Below are 650 nucleotides of genomic sequence, written 5' to 3' on the forward strand. Positions count from 1 at the left end.
CGCACCGCAGCCTTCTTCGACCTGGACAAGACGGTCATTGCGAAGTCAAGCACTCTGACGTTCAGCAAGTCCTTCTACCAGGGCGGCCTGATCAACCGCCGCGCCGTGCTGCGCACCGCCTACACCCAGTTCATCTACCTGGTCGGCGGCGCCGACCACGACCAGATGGAACGGATGCGTGAGTACCTGTCCTCGCTCTGCAAGGGGTGGAACGTCCAGCAGGTGCGGGAGATCGTCGCCGAGACCCTGCACGACCTGATCGACCCGCTGATCTACGACGAGGCCGCCTCCCTGATCGAGGCCCACCACACCGCCGGCCGTGACGTGGTGATCGTCTCGACGTCCGGCGCCGAAGTCGTCGAGCCCATCGGCGAGATGCTCGGCGCCGACCGGGTCGTCGCGACGCGCATGGTCATCGGCGAGGACGGCTGCTTCACGGGTGAGATCGGGTACTACGCGTACGGGCCGACCAAGGCCGAGGCGGTGCGGGAGCTCGCGGAGTCCGAGGGGTACGACCTCGCGCGGTGCTACGCGTACAGCGACTCGGTGACGGACATCCCGATGCTGGAGGCGGTCGGGCACCCGCACGCCGTCAATCCCGACCGGGCGTTGCGGCGGGAGGCGGTGGCCCGGCAGTGGCCGGTGCTCGC

The 650-nt window shown here is 68.5% G+C and carries 1 protein-coding gene; it reads left to right on the top strand.

Going from position 1 to position 650, the window contains the following annotated elements:
- Positions 1-650, top strand: a 650-nt coding sequence (locus G3I78_RS46745) for an HAD-IB family hydrolase (protein WP_164436685.1), incomplete at both ends; no start/stop codon positions are given.

This window comes from Streptomyces sp. SID13726 (assembly GCF_010548375.1).
Taxonomy (GTDB): domain Bacteria; phylum Actinomycetota; class Actinomycetes; order Streptomycetales; family Streptomycetaceae; genus Streptomyces.